Source organism: Delftia tsuruhatensis (assembly GCF_903815225.1).
In the GTDB taxonomy this organism is placed as follows: domain Bacteria; phylum Pseudomonadota; class Gammaproteobacteria; order Burkholderiales; family Burkholderiaceae_C; genus Comamonas; species Comamonas tsuruhatensis_A.
The window spans coordinates 1,618,169-1,635,437 of sequence record NZ_LR813084.1 but is presented as its reverse complement, the minus strand read 5'-3'; the positions used below and the strand labels follow the sequence as shown (position 1 = coordinate 1,635,437).

Annotated in this window: 16 protein-coding genes; all 16 read right to left on the bottom strand. The window is 64.1% G+C overall.

All coding sequences use genetic code 11. The features are described from left to right. Positions 1 to 37: 37 nt before the first annotated feature. Positions 38 to 1,234, bottom strand: coding sequence for an ABC transporter substrate-binding protein (locus L1Z78_RS07425; RefSeq protein WP_234640891.1), 1,197 nt, complete (start codon positions 1,232 to 1,234; stop codon positions 38 to 40). Between the two features lie 103 nt (positions 1,235 to 1,337). After that, positions 1,338 to 2,048, bottom strand: a complete 711-nt coding sequence (locus tag L1Z78_RS07420; RefSeq protein WP_234640890.1) for an ABC transporter ATP-binding protein — start codon at positions 2,046 to 2,048, stop codon at positions 1,338 to 1,340. A 1-nt stretch (position 2,049) separates the two neighbouring features. Then, entirely contained in the window at positions 2,050 to 2,820 is a 771-nt protein-coding gene (locus L1Z78_RS07415; protein ID WP_234640889.1) for an ABC transporter ATP-binding protein, read from the bottom strand. A 612-nt stretch (positions 2,821 to 3,432) separates the two neighbouring features. After that, positions 3,433 to 3,924: a DUF1178 family protein gene (locus tag L1Z78_RS07410; protein WP_234640888.1), complete on the bottom strand. Its 492-nt coding sequence runs from the start codon at positions 3,922 to 3,924 to the stop codon at positions 3,433 to 3,435. 38 nt (positions 3,925 to 3,962) lie between these two features. Continuing rightward, positions 3,963 to 4,268 carry a DUF2818 family protein gene (locus L1Z78_RS07405; protein ID WP_234640887.1) on the bottom strand — a complete coding sequence of 102 codons (306 nt, stop codon included), beginning with the start codon at positions 4,266 to 4,268 and terminating at the stop codon, positions 3,963 to 3,965. Positions 4,269 to 4,322: 54 nt separating this feature from the next. Beyond that, complete coding sequence (nuoN, locus tag L1Z78_RS07400; protein WP_234640886.1) at positions 4,323 to 5,816, bottom strand: NADH-quinone oxidoreductase subunit NuoN; 1,494 nt, start codon at positions 5,814 to 5,816, stop codon at positions 4,323 to 4,325. Between the two features lie 24 nt (positions 5,817 to 5,840). After that, a complete protein-coding gene (locus tag L1Z78_RS07395) occupies positions 5,841 to 7,316 on the bottom strand; it encodes an NADH-quinone oxidoreductase subunit M (RefSeq protein ID WP_234640885.1) in 1,476 nt (491 codons plus the stop codon). Between the two features lie 16 nt (positions 7,317 to 7,332). Continuing rightward, entirely contained in the window at positions 7,333 to 9,372 is a 2,040-nt protein-coding gene (gene nuoL / locus L1Z78_RS07390; RefSeq protein WP_234640884.1) for an NADH-quinone oxidoreductase subunit L, read from the bottom strand. A 29-nt stretch (positions 9,373 to 9,401) separates the two neighbouring features. Beyond that, the gene (gene nuoK, locus L1Z78_RS07385; RefSeq protein ID WP_016447704.1) at positions 9,402 to 9,710 is read right to left on the bottom strand and encodes an NADH-quinone oxidoreductase subunit NuoK; all 309 of its coding nucleotides are present in this window, start codon (positions 9,708 to 9,710) and stop codon (positions 9,402 to 9,404) included. After that, positions 9,707 to 10,378 (bottom strand): NADH-quinone oxidoreductase subunit J, encoded by a 672-nt coding sequence (locus L1Z78_RS07380; RefSeq protein WP_234640883.1) that lies wholly within the window; start codon positions 10,376 to 10,378, stop codon positions 9,707 to 9,709. Before L1Z78_RS07380 ends, nuoK begins: the two co-directional genes overlap by 4 nt. A gap of 34 nt (positions 10,379 to 10,412) precedes the next feature. Further along, entirely contained in the window at positions 10,413 to 10,922 is a 510-nt protein-coding gene (gene nuoI / locus L1Z78_RS07375; RefSeq protein WP_234640882.1) for an NADH-quinone oxidoreductase subunit NuoI, read from the bottom strand. A gap of 11 nt (positions 10,923 to 10,933) precedes the next feature. Then, positions 10,934 to 12,010 (bottom strand): NADH-quinone oxidoreductase subunit NuoH, encoded by a 1,077-nt coding sequence (gene nuoH, locus L1Z78_RS07370; protein WP_034363791.1) that lies wholly within the window; start codon positions 12,008 to 12,010, stop codon positions 10,934 to 10,936. Further along, complete coding sequence (nuoG, locus tag L1Z78_RS07365; RefSeq protein ID WP_234640881.1) at positions 12,007 to 14,130, bottom strand: NADH-quinone oxidoreductase subunit NuoG; 2,124 nt, start codon at positions 14,128 to 14,130, stop codon at positions 12,007 to 12,009. The genes nuoH and nuoG overlap by 4 nt, the downstream gene beginning before the upstream one ends. 15 nt (positions 14,131 to 14,145) lie before the next feature. Next, positions 14,146 to 15,504: an NADH-quinone oxidoreductase subunit NuoF gene (gene nuoF / locus L1Z78_RS07360; protein WP_234640880.1), complete on the bottom strand. Its 1,359-nt coding sequence runs from the start codon at positions 15,502 to 15,504 to the stop codon at positions 14,146 to 14,148. Then, the gene (nuoE, locus tag L1Z78_RS07355) at positions 15,501 to 15,992 is read right to left on the bottom strand and encodes an NADH-quinone oxidoreductase subunit NuoE (protein WP_234640879.1); all 492 of its coding nucleotides are present in this window, start codon (positions 15,990 to 15,992) and stop codon (positions 15,501 to 15,503) included. Before nuoE ends, nuoF begins: the two co-directional genes overlap by 4 nt. Next, positions 15,989 to 17,242: an NADH-quinone oxidoreductase subunit D gene (locus tag L1Z78_RS07350; RefSeq protein WP_234640878.1), complete on the bottom strand. Its 1,254-nt coding sequence runs from the start codon at positions 17,240 to 17,242 to the stop codon at positions 15,989 to 15,991. The genes nuoE and L1Z78_RS07350 overlap by 4 nt, the downstream gene beginning before the upstream one ends. Positions 17,243 to 17,269 lie beyond the last annotated feature (27 nt).

Sequence of the window (17,269 nt, the reverse complement as noted above, 5' to 3'; positions counted from 1 at the left end):
GGCCGGAGGGCGGTTGGGGTTCAGTTGCGGTGCGGCCTTACTTCCACAGCGCGCACTTGGTCTCGGCCTTGGTGGTCCAGACCTGGTCGGCGGGCAGCGTGGCCACGACCTTCAGATAGTCCCAGGGCTTCTTGGACTCGGCCGGCTTCTTGACCTCGACCAGGTACATGTCGTGGGCGAAGGTGCCATCGGGGCGGATCACGCCCTTGCCGTAGAAGTCGTCGATGGGCGTGCTCTTGAGGTGGGCCATGACCTTGTCGGCGTCCGTGGTCTTCACGGCCTGCACGGCCTTGAGGTAGTTGGTCACGGCCGAGTAGTCCGCGGCATGGATGGACGTGGGCATGCGCTTGGTCTTGGCGAAGAAGCGCTCGGCGAACTTGCGCGTGGCATCGTTCATGTCCCAGTACCAGCTGTCCGTGTACTGCATGCCTTCCGTGTTCTTCAGGCCCAGGCTGTGGATGTCCGTCAGGAACACCAGCAGGCCCACGGTCTTCATGCTCTTGTTGATGCCGAATTCCTTGGCGGCCTTGATGGCGTTGATGGTGTCGCCGCCCGCATTGGCCAGCCCCAGGATCTGGGCCTTGGAGGACTGCGCCTGCAGCAGGAAGGAGGAGAAATCGGATGCATTGAGCGGGTGCTTGACGCTGCCCACCACCTTGCCGCCCTTGGCCTTGATCACCGCCGTGGTGTCATTCTCCAGCGCCTGGCCGAAGGCATAGTCGGCCGTCAGGAAGAACCAGTCCTTGCCGCCACGCTCGACGACGGCCGTGCCCGTGCCCTTGGCCAGGGCCACGGTGTCATAGGCATAGTGCACGGTATAGGCATTGCACTGCTCGTTGGTCAGCGCGGACGATCCCGCGCCGCTGTTGAAGTGCACGCGCTTTTTCTCGTTGGCCACTTGCGATACCGCCAGGGCCGTGCCCGAGTTCGTGCCGCTGAACACCAGCGAGATGCCCTGGGTGTCGACCCACTCGCGCACCTTGGAGGCGGCGATGTCGGCCTTGTTCTGGTGGTCGGCGCTCAGCAGCTCGATGGGCTGGCCCAGCACCTTGCCGCCGAAGTCATCGATGGCCATCTGCATGGCGATGACGGCGTTCTTGCCCTCCACGTCGGCATACAGGCTGGACATGTCGGTCACGAAGCCGATCTTCACCTTCTCCTGGGCCATGGCAAGCGGGCTGGCCAGTCCGGCAGCGGCCAGCATGCACGACAAGGCGGTCAGTTTTGCTTTCATTTGTCTCTCCTTCGGGTTGCTGTCTTCGGTTTTTGTCACAGGGCCATGGCAGGAATGCGGCCGGCGAGCCCCAGGCGCCAGCTGCGTGGACATGCAAGGAGGATCAGACGCCCAGAAGCTCGTTGAGCACGGGCATCTTGGCCTGCAGTTCGGCCGCGCCGAAACGCTCGACCACATGCCCGTGCTCCACCACGTAGAAGCGATCGGCCAGCGGCGCGGCGAAGTGGAAGTTCTGCTCGACCATGACCACGGTATAGCCCTTGGCGCGCAGCGTGGTGATCATGCGGGCCAGCGCCTGCACGATGACGGGGGCCAGGCCCTCGGATATCTCGTCGAGCAGCAGCAGCCGTGCGCCCGTGCGCAGGATGCGCGCCACCGCCAGCATCTGCTGCTCGCCACCCGACAGGCGCGTGCCCTGGCTGTGGCGCCGCTCGGCCAGGTTGGGGAACATGGCATAGATCTCCTCCACGCTCATGCCGGGCTGGCCGGTCTTGAGCGGCGGCGGCAGCATCAGGTTCTCCTCGCACGACAGGCTGGAGAAGATGCCGCGCTCCTCGGGGCAGTAGCCCACGCCCAGGTGGGCGATGCGGTGCGTGGGCAGGTGGATGGCCTCCACGCCATTGATCCTGATCGAGCCCTTGCGCGCGCCCGTCAGCCCCATGATGGCGCGCAGCGTGGACGTGCGGCCCGCGCCATTGCGGCCCAGCAACGTGACCACCTCGCCAGGCTGCACCACCAGGTCCATGCCGTGCAGCACATGGGATTCGCCGTACCAGGCCTGCAGGCCCTTGATTTCCAATGCCGGTGCAGTCATCTCAATGTGCTCCCTGCAACTGGCCGTCGGTGGTGCCCATATACGCTTCCATCACTTGCGGGTTGCGCGAAACCTCCTCGTAAGGCCCCTCGGCCAGCACGGCGCCGCGCTGCAGCACCGTGATGCGGTCGGCGATGGTGGAGATCACCTTCATGTTGTGCTCCACCATGAGAATCGTTCGGCCGGCCGAGACCTTCTTGATCAGCTGGGTCACGCGGTCCACGTCCTCGTGGCCCATTCCCTGGGTGGGCTCGTCCAGCAGCATCAGCTCGGGCTCCATGGCCAGCGTGGTGGCAATCTCCAGCGCGCGCTTGCGGCCATAGGGCAGGTTCACGGTGACCTCGTCGGCCAGATCCTGCAGGCCGACCTCGGCCAGCAGCTCCATGGCGCGAGCGTCAAGCTGCGCCAGGCTCTTCTCGCTGCGCCAGAAATGGAACTCGGTGCCCAGCTTGCGCTGCAGCCCGATGCGCACGTTCTCCAGCAAGGTGCAATGCGGGAACACGGCCGAGATCTGGAAGGAGCGGATCACGCCGCGGCGCGCGATCTGCGCCGGAGCTTCCCGGGTGATGTCCTCGCCATTGAAGCGGATGGTGCCCGAGGTGGGCTCCAGGAACTTGGTCAGCAGGTTGAAGCAGGTGGTCTTGCCTGCGCCATTGGGGCCGATCAAGGCGTGGATGGAGCCACGGCGCACCGACAGGTCCACCTTGCTCACCGCCGTAAATCCCTTGAACTCTTTGGTCAGGTTCCGGGTTTCGAGAATAACGTCGCTCATGTGCGCTTCGCCTGCTCCGTTGATGCTGCCAGCCGACAACGCCGCGCCAGGGGTTCCGGCGCGCATTGTTCAGGGTCGGTCGCATCGTAGGCTTGGCCGCTTTGTGCACCGCAGCGGGAAAACGCCTACGTAGGTGCTCCTAAGCACAGGCCCTGCCCCGCAGTGCAACATGGGCCGCGCAGGCTGGTCAAAGCAAAAACAGACAGCAAATACTCACACTCGAGCAACTCAAGCCAGGCAGGGGCTGTACGGGCATGCGTATTCGTGCAAGCACTAGGGTTCTCCAGAGTGCTGGCCTGCCACCGAACAGATTGCGGGATCCAGCGCTTCCAAATCGATAGCAAACTACCGCTTTCCAGCGCTTGAGGACCTTGGCGATGTCCGCTGCCTTACGGGAAACACCGGATGCGGCAATCTCCCTGCGCCCTGCTCGGCCACTATGCGAAAAGCCGCAAATATGCTTAGGTTTGTCGCTCTTTCAAAAGAATGGCGACAAAGTGAAGCAATTTGCTATTCAATCAAGAGCAAAGAAGAAAGGCCCTGAATGGGGCCTCATGGATAGACGACGATGGTGCCAATTGTCATCGGCAAGATAGCAAGCGCCTGGCCGACTCACTGCAGCGTGTCCTTGCTGCCTTCCGGCAGGGCCAGGGGCAGCACGGCAATGCCTTCGTCCAGCAGCTCCATGGCCTGCTCGGGACTGGCCTTGCCACGGATGGCGCGCTCGTCGGTCTCGCCATAGTGCATGCGGCGGGCCTCCTCCACGAAGCGCTCGCCGACATCCTCGGTCTGCCGCGCCACCTGCCGGGACCACTGCAGCCATGCGGCCTGCATGGCTTGCAGATGCTCGCGTGCCTGGGGTTCGAGGGCGCGTGCAGGGAGGGTCCCGGCGTCGGTGGAAGGAGCCGCCGCTGACGGGGCGGCTGGGACCGGCCGGGCCCCCAGGTTGAGGCGGGGCGCACTCAGGCGCTTGGTGATGTCGCTGTGGCCGCAGACGGGGCACAGCACCAGCTGGCGCTGCAACTGGCCCTGGAAATCCTCTTCCGAGGCGAACCAGCCTTCGAAGAGATGGCCTTGCGGGCAATGGAGGTCGAGCACTTTCATCACGCACCCTCACCCATGAAACCACCGGTACCGCAGCCTCAGCCGCGGCGGTGGACCAGAAAACGATACACGAAACCCGGGAACGCCAGTGTCAGGAACAGTGCTCCCGTGATGGCATAGAACTCCCAGCCCTGGGGCGCGATCTGTCCCACGCGGCGCTCCAGCATCAGGGCCAGGCCGCCGACGATGAAGTACAGCAGCAGCATCTCCAGCAGGCACAGGGCCAGCGGCTTGCGCTGCGCGCGCAACGGCCCCAGCTGCAGCCAGCGGGGATTGAAGAAAGGCAAATTGGCTGCCACGAGGGCAGCCAATATCACGAGCCAGATCGAAGCGGTTTGCGACAAGCCGAAGTCCTCATCGCGGGACCTCGCCGGGAGGCCCCGCTTCGGGAAGGTGGATCAGGAGGCCAGGGCGCGCACGACGGCGTCGGCGCACAGGGCCATCAGGCCGCCCGGCAGGATGCCCAGGCCCAGCACCAGGGCGCCGTTGAGGGTCAGCACCACGCGCACGTCCAGCGAGGCAGAGACGCTGGTGGCGGTGATGGGTTCGTCGAAGTACATGACCTTGACGACGCGCAGGTAGTAGAAGGCGCCGATCAGCGACATGATCACGGCGAACACGGCCAGGGCGATATACAGGCTGTGACCCGAAGCCACCAGCGCCTGCAGCACGGACAGCTTGGCGTAGAAGCCGACCAGGGGAGGAATGCCGGCCATGGAGAACAGGCAGATCGCCATCACGCCGGCATACAGCGGGCTGCGCTGGTTCAGGCCTGCGAAGTCGGAGATTTCCTCGCTCTCGAAACCTTCACGGGCCAGCAGCTGGATCACGCCGAAGGCGGCCAGTGCGGTCAGCACATAGGTGACCACGTAGAACATGGCCGAGCTGTAGGCGTTCTCGATGGTGGCCGGATCGACCTTGCCATCGACCACGCCCGACATCAGGCCCAGCAGCACGAAGCCCATCTGGGAAATCGTCGAGTAGGCCAGCATGCGCTTGAGGTTGGTCTGCTGCAGGCCGGCGAAGTTGCCCACCAGCAGCGAGGCGATGGCCAGCACGCCCAGCATCTGCTGCCAGTCGATGGCCAGCGGCAGCAGGCCGTCCACCAGCAGGCGGATCACGATGGCGAAGGCCGCCAGCTTGGGGGCGCCGCCGATCATGGTGGTAATGGCGGTGGGAGCGCCCTGGTAGACGTCGGGGACCCACATGTGGAAGGGCACGACACCGAGCTTGAAGGCCAGGCCGGCGACCACGAAGACCAGACCGAACACCAGCACCTGGTGCTTGATCTCGCCCGAGTTGATGGCCTTGAAGACCTGGCCGATGTCCAGCGAGCCGGTCGCTCCGTAGAGCATGGACATGCCATACAGCAGGAAGCCGCTGGCCATGGCGCCCAGCACGAAGTACTTCATGGCGGCTTCCACTGAGGCCGTGTGGTCGCGGCGCAGTGCCACCAGCGCGTAGCTGGACAGGGTCAGCAGCTCCAGCCCCAGGTAGATGACCAGGAAGTTGTTGCCCGAGATCATGATGAACATGCCCAGCAGAGCCAGCATGGACAGCGTGAACATCTCGCCGCCACGCAGCATGTCGCGCTCGGCGGCGTAGGGGCGGCCATAGACCAGGGTGATCATGGTGGCCACCGAGGCGAAGCACTTGAGCCAGTTGCCCATGGCGTCGGAGACGACCATGTTGCCCCAGCCGTAGAATGTGTTGCCGCTGGAGGCGTACATGCCTTGCAGCACGGCGACCACGCCCAGGGTCAGCAGCGTCAGGACATAGGTGCCCGTGCGCCGCGCACTCTTGACGCCCAGGTCCACCAGGGCGATCACGCAGGCCATGACCAGGAGAAGAATCTCCGGATAGATGGCCAGCCAGCTGATGTTGTCAATCATCTCGAATCTCTCGTTTCAGTCTGGTCACTGCAGCTTGCTGATCGCGACATGCTTCAGCAGCTCGGCCACGGACACATCCATCACGTCGGTGAAGGGCTTGGGATACAGGCCCATGTACAGCACGGCGATCGCCAGCAGGCCCAGCACCAGGAACTCGCGGTTGCCGATGTCGGTCAGGCCGCGCACATTGTCGTTGGTGACCGGTCCCAGGTAGACGCGCTTGTACATCCACAGCGTGTATGCCGCGCCGAAGATCAGCGCCGTGGCTGCGCCCAGGCCGATCCAGAAGTTGTACTGCACGGCGCCCAGGATCACCATCCACTCGCCGACGAAGCCGGCTGTCGCGGGCAGGCCGCAGTTGGCCATGGCGAACAGCAGCGCGAAGGCCGCGAACTTGGGCATGGTGTTGACGACGCCGCCATAGGAGGCGATCTCACGCGAATGCACGCGGTCGTAGAGCACGCCGATGCACAGGAACATGGCGCCCGACACGAAGCCGTGGGCAATCATCTGCACGATGCCGCCGGACACGCCCAGCGGGTTGAAGAGGAAGAAGCCGAGGGTCACGAAGCCCATGTGGGCCACCGACGAATAGGCCACCAGCTTCTTCATGTCCTTTTGCACCAGGGCGACCACGCCCACGTAGATCACGGCGACCAGCGACAGCGCGATGATCAGCCAGGCCCACTTGTGCGCCGCATCCGGAGCGATGGGCATGGAAAAGCGCAGGAAACCGTAGGCGCCGAGCTTCAGCATGATGGCGGCCAGCACGGCGGAGCCGCCGGTGGGCGCTTCCACGTGCACGTCGGGCAGCCAGGTGTGCACCGGCCACATCGGCACCTTCACGGCAAACGCCGCGAAGAAGGCGAAGAAGATCAGCGTCTGCGCCGTCATGGACAGCGGCAGCTTGTGCCAGTCCAGGATCTCGAAGCTGCCACCCGACTGGGTGTACAGGTAGATCACCGCGACCAGGGTCAGCAGCGAGCCCATCAGCGTGTACAGGAAGAACTTGAAGGCCGCATAGATGCGGTTGGGGCCGCCCCAGATGCCGATGATCAGGTACATCGGGATCAGCGTGGCTTCGAAGAACACGTAGAACAGCAGGCCGTCCAGCGCGCTGAACACGCCGACCATCAGGCCGGACAGGATCAGGAAGGCGCCCATGTACTGGTTCACGCGCTCGGTGATGTTCTCCCACGACGCGATGACCACGATGACGGTGATGAAGGCCGTCAGCGGCACGAACCAGAACGAGATGCCGTCCACACCCAGGTGGTAATGGATGTTGAAGCGCTCGATCCACAGTGCGTTCTCCACGAACTGCATGGCAGCCGTGCCGTTGTCGAACTGCTGTATCAGCGGCAGCGTGACCGCCAGGCCGGCAAGCGCGCCGACCAGGGCCAGCCAGCGCACGGCCTTGACCTGCTCCTCGCGGCCCAGGGCCAGCAGGAGGGCGCCGAAGGCGATCGGCACCCAGATTGAAAGACTCAACCAATGCATTTTTGTTCTTCCTCTACTACTTGTTGAGCCACACGAAATACGTCATGAGAGCGAACACGCCCAGCAGCATGACCAACGCGTAGTGATAGAGATAGCCCGATTGCAGCTTGCGCACCAGCGCGCCGATGCGGCCCATGAGCTTCCAGGAACCGTTGACGATGGCACCATCGATGATGGCCTGGTCGCCGACCTTCCAGAAGAAGCTGCCGAAGGCGCGCGCGCCGCGGGCGAAGATGTTCTCGTAGACCCAGTCCACGCCGTACTTGCCTTCCAGCGCCTGGTAGACACCGATCTTCTGCATGGCGGCCTTGATGGCGGCCGGCACTTCGGGCTTGACCATGTAGAACAGGTAGGAGACGACCACGCCGGCCAGGGCCAGCCAGAACGGCGCGGCCGTGAAGCCGTGCAGCGCCATGGGCACCCAGCCGTGGATCTTCTCGGCCAGTTCGGCCATGGCACCGTGCTTGCTGCCATCGACGTGGATCACGCCCTTGAAGAAGTCACCGAACAACATGGGCATCAGCGCGATGGCACCGATCACCACCGAGGGGATGGCCAGCAGCATCAGCGGGCCGGTCACCACCAGGGGCGACTCGTGCGGCTTGGCGTCGTGGCCATGGCCGTGGTGGTCGTCGCGACCGTGGTGGTCGTCGTGGTGCGCGTCCGGGTTCTGGTCGTAGCGCTCCTTGCCGTGGAACACGATGAAGTACAGGCGGAAGGAGTAGAAGGCGGTGATGAACACGCCGGCCAGCACCGCGAAGTTCGCGAAGCCCGCGCCCGGCAGGTTCGTGGCGTGCACGGCCTCGATGATGGCGTCCTTGGAGTAGAAGCCCGAGAAGAACGGCGTGCCGATCAGCGCCAGGTTGCCCAGCAGGAAGGTAATCCAGGTGATGGGCATGTACTTGCGCACGCCGCCCATCCAGCGGATATCCTGGTTGTGGTGCATGCCCATGATCACCGAGCCGGCGCCAAGGAACAGCAGGGCCTTGAAGAAGGCGTGGGTCATCAGGTGGAACACGGCCACCGAATAGGCCGATGCGCCCAGGGCCACGGTCATGTAGCCCAGCTGCGACAGCGTGGAGTACGCGATCACGCGCTTGATGTCGTTCTGGATGATGCCCAGCACGCCCATGAACAGCGCCGTGATGGAGCCGATGATCAGGATGAAGCTCAGGGCCGTATCCGACAGCTCGTACAGCGGAGACATGCGCGAGACCATGAAGATGCCGGCCGTCACCATGGTGGCGGCGTGGATCAGTGCCGAGATGGGGGTCGGGCCTTCCATCGAATCGGGCAGCCAGGCGTGCAGCGGGAACTGGGCCGACTTGCCCATGGCGCCGATGAACAGGCAGATGCCGATCACGGTCACCAGCAGCCAGCCCGTGCCGGGCAGCAGGGTGTTCTGGATCTCGGGCAGCTTGGCGAAGATCTCGCCGTAGTTCATGGTGCCGGTGAAGGCGGCGATCAGGCCGATGCCCAGGATGAAGCCGAAGTCGCCCACGCGGTTGACCAGGAAGGCCTTCATGTTGGCGAAGATGGCCGAGGGCTTGTTGTAGTAGAAGCCGATCAGCAGGTAGGACACCAGGCCCACGGCTTCCCAGCCGAAGAACAGCTGCAGCAGGTTGTTGCTCATCACGAGCATCAACATGGAGAAGGTGAACAGCGAGATGTAGGAGAAGAAACGGTTGTAGCCGTCATCCTCCTGCATGTAGCCGATCGTGTAGACGTGCACCATCAGCGACACGAAGGTCACCACGCACATCATCATGGCCGTGATGCTGTCGATCAGGAAGCCGACTTCCATCTTCAGGCCACCGACCACCATCCAGGTGTAGATGGACTCGTCGAAACGCGCGCCGTCGAAGATCACGCTGTTGAAGGTGATGGCCGACAGGATGAAGGCGATCAGCACGCCCAAAATGGTGAGGGAATGGCTGCCGCCGCGACCGATCTTGTTGCCGCCGAAGGCCGTGCCCCAGATACCCGCGAGCGCGGAGCCCGCCAGCGGTGCCAGCGGCACCGCCAGGAGCATGGATGCAGAAAGGGTTTGACTCATTCTTAAGAACCTTGCAAGTGACGGCGGACTCAACCCTTGAGGGAGTTGAGATCTTCCGCATTGATGCTGGTCTTGTTGCGGAACAGAAGCACCAGGATGGCCAGACCGATGGCCGACTCGGCAGCCGCCACTGTCAGGATGAAGAACACGAACACCTGGCCGTGCATGTCACCCAGATAGCTGGAGAACGCCACGAAGTTCATGTTGACGGCCAGGAGCATCAGCTCGATGGCCATCAGCAGCACGATCAGGTTCTTGCGGTTCAGAAAAATGCCAACGACGGAGAGCGCGAACAGCATGGCGCCCAGCGTCAAGTAATGGCCCAAAGTCAGCGTCATGCTTTTGTCTCCACGGCGGGGGTTGCCTGGGCGGCCGGCGGTTGCGGTGCCTGGGTGACCGGCACCTTGACCAGCTCGAGGCGATCCTGGGCGCGCACGCGGATCTGCTGGGCCGGGTTCACGGCCTTGCTGTCCTTGCGCTTGCGCAGCGTCAGCGCAATGGCGGCGATCATGGCCACCAGCAGGATCACGGCAGCGATCTCGACGGGGTACAGGTATTCGGTGTACAGCAGCTTGCCCAGGGCCTGGGTGTTGGAGTACTGCACGGTCTGGCCTGCGGCGTTGACCATGGTGGCCGCGACGGCCTTGGGCTCCTCGACGCCGCTGAAGCCGCCCATCAGCACCATGCCCATTTCAAAGGCGATCAGCGCACCGATCAGGGCGGCGAAGGGGAAATGCTTCCAGAAGCCCTGGCGCACGGCGTCGATGCGGATGTCCAGCATCATCACCACGAACAGGAACAGCACCATCACGGCGCCCAGATAGACCAGCACCAGGGTCACGCCCAGGAACTCGGCCTTGAGAAGCAGCCAGATGCCGGCGGCCTGCGAGAAGGCCAGGATCAGGTTGAGCACGGCATGCACGGGGTTGCGCGCCGTGACGACCCGGAAGGCCGCAAACAGCAGCACGACCGAGAACAGATAGAAGAAACCAGTTTTGGCGTCCATGGATCGAATCTTTTCAAGTGATCAAGGAGCCGCTTCAGCGGTACTTGGCGTCCGCGGCCTTGGCCGCGGCAATCTCGGGTTCGTAGCGATCGCCGACGGCCAGCAGCATGTCCTTGGTGAAGTACAGGTCGCCGCGCTTTTCTCCGTGGTACTCGAAGATCTGCGTCTCGACGATGGAATCCACCGGGCAGCTTTCCTCGCAGAAGCCGCAGAAGATGCACTTGGTCAGGTCGATGTCGTAGCGCGTGGTGCGCCGCGAGCCGTCGTCACGCACATCGGATTCGATGGTGATGGCCATGGCCGGGCAGACGGCCTCGCACAGCTTGCAGGCGATGCAGCGCTCTTCGCCGTTGTCGTAACGGCGCAGGGCGTGCAGGCCGCGAAAGCGCGGCGACAGAGGTGTCTTTTCCTCGGGGAACTGCACCGTAACCTTGCGGCGGAAGGTGTAGCGGCCGGTCAGGGCCATGCCCTTGGCCAGTTCCCAGAGCATGAAGCTCTTGAGAAAGTCTTTGAACGAAAAAGGGGTAGCAGCAACCGCAGACATTCTTGCTCCGCTCAGTTCCAGATGTTCCAAGGCGAGTGCATCCAGCCACCCACGATGACCAGCCACACCAGGGTGACGGGAATGAAGATCTTCCAGCCCAGACGCATGATCTGGTCATAGCGAAAGCGCGGGAAGGTGGCACGGATCCAGATGAACATGGACACGACCAGGAAAGTCTTCGCCGCCAGCCAGATCCAGCCGGGGATGAACGACAGGAAGTCGAACGGTGGCAGCCAGCCGCCCAGGAACATGATCACGGCCAGGATGGACACCAGCCACATGCTGGCGTACTCGGCCAGGAAGAAGATGGCGAAGCCCATGCCCGAGTACTCGACCATGTGGCCGGCCACGATTTCGGCCTCGCCTTCGACCACGTCGAAGGGGTGGCGGTTGGTCTCGGCCACGGCCGAGATCAGGTAGACCACGAAGATCGGCAGCAGCGGCAGCCAGTTCCACGAAAGGACGCTGGCACCCATGCTGGCGAACTGGCCCTGGCCCTGGCTCAGCACGATCTGCGTGAGATTCATGCTGCCCGTGACCATGATCACGACCAGGAAGCAGAAGCCCAGCGCGATTTCATAGCTGACCATCTGCGCCGAGGCGCGCAGCGCGCCCAGGAAGGCGTACTTGGAGTTGGAAGCCCAGCCCGCGATGATCACGCCATAGACCTCGATGGAGGTGATGGCCATGATCAGCAGCAGGCCCGCATTGACGTTGGCCAGCGCCACTTCGGGACCGAAGGGAATCGCCACCCAGGCCGCCAGGGCCGGCATGATGGCCATCACGGGGCCCACATAGAACAGGCCCTTGGCCGCGGCCGTGGGCTGGATCAGTTCCTTGGTCAGCAGCTTCAGGCCGTCGGCCAGGGGCTGCAGCAGGCCGAAGGGGCCCACGCGGTTGGGGCCCATGCGCACCTGCATGAAGCCCAGCAGCTTGCGCTCCCACAGCGTCAGGTAGGCCACGGCGCCCATCAGTGGGGCGACGATGGCGACGATGCCCAGCAGGATCCACAGGACGGGCCAGGCCACGTCGGTCCACCAGGATGCGGCGATCAGGCCGGCACCGGCCGTCTTGAGTGCGTCAATCATGCGGCGCCTCCCTCACGAGCCTGACGGGCGTCGGCCGTCAGTTGCAGCGATGTCGCGCGGCGCACGATGCTGTCGAGCTGATAAATGCTGGCGACCACGGGCGCGGCCAGGCCTGCGCCATCGGCGATGGATGTCACGGCGGCGGCGCCGTTGCCCAGCAGGCTGGCGGGAACGCTGGTGGCACCGCCCGTGGCGGCAGCCAGCACGTCCTGCGAGGTCTCGTAGTCCACGCCCTGCACGCCCAGCAGGTTGGCCAGCACGCGCAGCACCTTCCAGCCCGGGCGGGCCTCGGCCAGCGGCTTGACCACGGCATGGAAGCTTTGCAGGCGGCCTTCGGCATTGACGAAGCTGCCCGAGGTTTCCGTGAACGGGGCAATGGGCAGCAGCACGTCGCTGAATTCCATGTTGGCCTTGAAGGGGCTCAGGGTCACGACCATCTCGGCCTTGTCCAGTGCCTGGGCGGCACGCGCGCCGGCGGCCGAGTCGAACACGGGTTCGTTGTTCAGCAGCAGCACGGCCTTGAGGTTGCCGGACAGCATCTCCGCGGCGTTCAGGCCGGAGGCGGCGGGTCGTGCACCCACCCACTGAGCGCCGACGGTGTTGGCGGCTTCGGTCAGGTAGCCGACCGAGGCGCCGGTCTGCTCGGCGATCCAGCGGGCCAGCGACAGCAGGGTCGACGCCTGCGCGTGGTGCGCGGCGGCATTGCCCAGCAAGATGGCCTTGCGCTCGCCGCGCAGCAGCGCGGCGGCGATGGATTGGGCCTCGGCATGCACGTTGGCGGCGGCAACGGGAGCAGCCACGCCCTTTTCCTGGGCCACGGCGGCGGCCACGTCAGCCAGGGCCTGGGCCCAGTCGCCGGCAGCCACGACGGAAGCCGTCACGGGCATGGCCCAGTCGTAGACGCGCTCATTGATGGCGAGCACGGCACAGCCTTGCTTGGCCGCCTGGCGGATGCGCTGCGCGAACAGCGGGTGATCCTTGCGCAGGTTGGAGCCCAGCACCAGGGCCGTCTGCAGCTTGGACAGCGACGCGATGGTCGTGCCCAGCCACTGCACGCCCTGGGCGGCCGTGAACTCGGCATTGCGCAGGCGGTAGTCGATGTTCTCGCTGCCCAGGCCACGCACCAGCTTGCCGGCAAGATACAGCTCTTCGAGCGTGCTGTGCGGGCTGACCAGCGAACCGATGGCGGAGGCGCCATGGTCGTTCTTGATCTGGCGCAGGCCGTTGGCCACGTATTCGAGAGCGGTCTGCCAGTCGACTTCCTTCCATTCACCGCCCTGCTTGAGCATGGGGCGGGTCAGGCGATCGTCGCTGTTCAGGGCTTCGTAGGAGAAGCGGTCGCGGTCGGCGATCCAGCACTCGTTGACCTCTTCGTTCTCGAAAGGCACGACGCGCAGGACCTTGTGGTTCTTGACCTGGACGATGAGGTTGGCACCGGTGGAGTCATGCGGGGACACCGACTTGCGGCGCGACAGCTCCCAGGTGCGGGCGCTGTAGCGGAACGGCTTGCTGGTCAAAGCGCCCACGGGGCAGATGTCGATCATGTTGCCCGACAGCTCGGAGTCCACCGTATCGCCCACCACCGTGGTGATCTCGGAGTGCTCGCCGCGGTTGATCATTCCCAGCTCCATCACGCCGGCCACTTCCTGGCCGAAACGCACGCAACGGGTGCAGTGGATGCAGCGGCTCATCTCCTCCATGGAGATCAGCGGGCCCACATCCTTGTGGAAGACCACGCGCTTTTCCTCCTCGTAGCGCGAGGAGGAGCCGCCATAGCCCACGGCCAGATCCTGCAGCTGGCACTCGCCACCCTGGTCGCAGATGGGGCAGTCCAGCGGGTGATTGATGAGCAGGAACTCCATCACCGATTGCTGGGCCTTGATCGCCTTCTCGCTCTTGGTGCGCACGATCATGCCCTGCGTCACGGGCGTGGCGCAGGCGGGCATGGGCTTGGGGGCCTTTTCCACGTCCACCAGGCACATGCGGCAGTTGGCGGCGATGGAAAGCTTCTTGTGGTAGCAGAAATGCGGGATGTAGGTGCCTGCCTTCTCGGCTGCATGCATGACCATGCAGCCCTCGGCGACCTCCACCTTCTTTCCGTCCAGTTCAATTTCAACCATATGCTTGTCTCGCGATCAGGCGGCGTGGACCGTCTGCTTGGAAGCGTTCTGGATCTTCGCTTCAAACTCGTGGCGGAAGTGCTTGATCATGGCGCGCACCGGCATGGCTGCCGCGTCGCCCAGCGCACAGATCGTGCGCCCCATGATGTTCACGGACACCGAGTCCAAGAGCTCGATGTCTTCAGGACGGCCTTCGCCGTGCTCGATGCGGTTGACCACGCGCCACAGCCAGCCCGTGCCTTCGCGGCAGGGGGTGCACTGGCCGCAGGACTCGTGCTGATAGAAGTAGGACAGGCGCAGCAGGCTCTCGACCATGTCGCGCGAGTCGTCCATCACGATCACGGCACCCGAGCCCAGCATGGATCCGGCCTTGGCGATGGAGTCGTAGTCCATCGTGCATTCCATGATGATGTCGGCCGGCAGCACGGGCGAGGACGATCCACCAGGGATCACCGCCTTGAGCTTGCGGCCCGTGCGCACGCCACCGGCCAGCTCCAGCAGCTTGCTGAAGGGCGTGCCCAGCGGCACTTCGTAGTTGCCGGGCAGGTTCACGTCACCGCTGACCGAGAAGATCTTGGTGCCGCCGTTGTTGGGCTTGCCGCACTCCAGGTAGGCCTGGCCGCCGTTGCGGATGATCCAGGGCACCGCCGCGAAGGTCTCGGTGTTGTTGATGGTGGTCGGCTTGCCGTACAGGCCGAAGCTGGCCGGGAATGGCGGCTTGAAGCGTGGCTGCCCCTTCTTGCCCTCCAGCGACTCCAGCAGCGCGGTTTCCTCTCCGCAGATATAGGCGCCGAAGCCATGGTGCGCATGCAGCTGGAAGCTGAAGCTGCTGCCCAGGATGTTGTCGCCCAGGTAGCCGGCGGCACGCGCCTCCTCCAGCGCGGCCTCGAAGCGCTCGTAGGCCTCGAAGATCTCGCCGTGGATGTAGTTGTAGCCCAGGGAGATGCCCATCGCGTAGGCCGCGATGATCATGCCCTCGATCACGATGTGCGGGTTGTGCACTAGGATCTCGCGGTCCTTGCAGGTGCCCGGCTCGCCCTCGTCCGAGTTGCACACCAGATGCTTCTGGCCCGGGAACTGGCGGGGCATGAAGCTCCACTTCAGGCCCGTGGGAAAGCCTGCGCCGCCACGGCCGCGCAGGCCCGATTCCTTGACGGTGGCGATCACCTGGTCCTGGGTCAGGCCTTCGCCGCCGTCCTTGCCCAGGATCTTGCGCAGGGCCTGGTAGCCGCCGCGCGCCTCGTAGTCCCTGATGGACCAGTTGGAGCCGTTGAGGTCGGCATAGATCTGGGGATTGATGTGACGGTCGTGGAAGCAGGTTTCCTTGCCCGAGGAGGCAAACCTGGCCAGGACCGATTGTGCGGCGGCGTTCATGCCTTGCCCTCCGCGGCGCGCAGGCCGTCGATCAGTTCGTCGAGCTTCTCGTTGCTCATGAAGCTGCACATGCAGCGGTCGTTCACCAGCATCACCGGCGAATCCGCACAGGCGCCCAGGCACTCGGACTGCTGCAGCGTGAACATGCCGTCGGGCGTGGTCTCGCCCATCTTGATGCCCAGGCGGGATTCCAGGTGGTGCAGCGCCTTGTAGCCGTCGCGCAACTGGCAGGGCAGGTTGGTGCAGACGTTGAGCTTGAACTTGCCCACCGGCCGCTGGTTGTACATGTTGTAGAACGTGGTCACTTCGTGCACCGCGATCTCGGGCATGCCCAGGAACTCGGCGATCACGGCCTCGCTCTCTGCGCTGACCCAGCCCTGTTCCTGCTGCACGATGGACAGGCAGGCCATCACGGCCGACTGCTTCTGGTCGGCCGGGTACTTGGCCACCTCGCGCGCAAAGCGCTCCTTGGTCGCTTCGGTAATCATCGGTCAACGTCTCCAAACACGATGTCCAGGGTACTCAGCACCATCACGGCATCGGCCAGCATGTGGCCGCGGCACAGCTCGTCCATGGCGGACAGATTGGCGAATCCCGGCGGACGGATCTTCAGGCGGTAGGGCTTGTTGGCCCCGTCGCTCACGATGTAGATGCCGAACTCTCCCTTGGGATGTTCGACGGCCGCGTATGCCTCGCCTTCGGGCACGCGGAAACCTTCGGTGAAGAGCTTGAAGTGGTGGATCAGCTCTTCCATGTTGGACTTCATGCCTTCGCGCGGCGGTGGCGCGATCTTGTGGTTGTCCACGATCACCGGGCCCGGGTTGGCGCGCAGCCAGTCCACGCACTGCTTGATGATGCGGTTGGACTGGCGCATTTCGGCCACGCGCACCAGATAACGGTCGTAGCAGTCGCCGGTCTTGCCCACGGGCACGTCGAAGTCCATGCGGTCATAGACCTCGTAGGGCTGCGACTTGCGCATGTCCCAGGCCACGCCGGAGGCACGCAGCATGGGACCGGTCAGACCCAGGTTCATGGCACGCTCGGCCGTCACCACGCCGATGTCCACGTTGCGCTGCTTCCAGATGCGGTTGTCGGTCAGCAGGGTCTCGTACTCGTCCGCGCACTTGGGGAAGCGCTGCGTGAAATCGTCGATGAAGTCCAGCAGCGAACCCTTGCGGTTGCGGTTCATCAGCTCCAGCGATCGCGCATTGCGCACCTTGCTGGCCTTGTACTGCGGCATGGTGTCCGGCAGGTCGCGGTAGACGCCACCCGGACGGAAATAGGCTGCATGCATGCGCGCGCCCGACACCGCCTCGTACATGTCCATGAGGTCTTCGCGCTCACGGAAGGTGTAGATCAGCGTGGTCGAGCTGCCTGCGTCGTTGCCGCTGGAGCCCAGCCACATCAGGTGGTTCATGATGCGGGTGATTTCCGAATACATCACGCGGATGTACTTGGCTCGGATGGGCACCTCGATGCCCAGCAGCTTCTCGATGGCCAGGCAGTAGGCGTGCTCGTTGCACATCATGGACACGTAGTCCAGCCGGTCCATGTAGGGCAGCGACTGGATGTAGGTCTTGCTCTCGGCCAGCTTTTCCGTCGCACGGTGCAGCAGACCGATGTGCGGATCTGCCCGTTGCACCACCTCACCGTCGAGCTCCAGCACCAGGCGCAACACACCGTGCGCTGCCGGGTGCTGCGGACCAAAGTTCAGGGAATAGTTCTTGATTTCAGCCATGGTCGTCCATCAAAAAGGCGCCCGGGG